Source organism: Bacillus hominis (assembly GCF_018332515.1).
GTDB lineage: Bacteria > Bacillota > Bacilli > Bacillales > Bacillaceae_G > Bacillus_A > Bacillus_A hominis.
In genome coordinates this window covers 1-281 of the sequence record NZ_BOQD01000627.1, presented here as the reverse complement: position 1 = coordinate 281, position 281 = coordinate 1, and the positions used below count along the sequence as shown (strand labels likewise).

Here is a 281-nt window from a genome sequence, read left to right as displayed (position 1 = left end):
AAAAAGCGAAGAAAATTATCGAAGATATCGTTCGCGAAGTACAAGTAGGCGAAATCTACTTAGGAAAAGTTAAACGTGTTGAAAAATTCGGTGCGTTCGTTGAATTATTTAGCGGTAAAGATGGACTTGTTCACATTTCTGAACTTGCACTTGAGCGCGTAGGTAAAGTAGAAGACGTTGTGAAAATCGGTGATGAGATTTCAGTTAAAGTTATCGAGATTGACAAACAAGGTCGTGTAAACTTATCTAGAAAAGTATTGCTAAAAGAAGAGCAAGAAAAA

1 protein-coding gene is annotated in these 281 nt (G+C 35.9%); it reads left to right on the top strand.

Annotation, left to right across the window (positions count from 1 at the left end; translation table 11 throughout):
* Nucleotides 1-281: S1 RNA-binding domain-containing protein (locus KI356_RS27685; RefSeq protein WP_212937061.1), on the top strand; the 281-nt coding region annotated here is incomplete at both ends.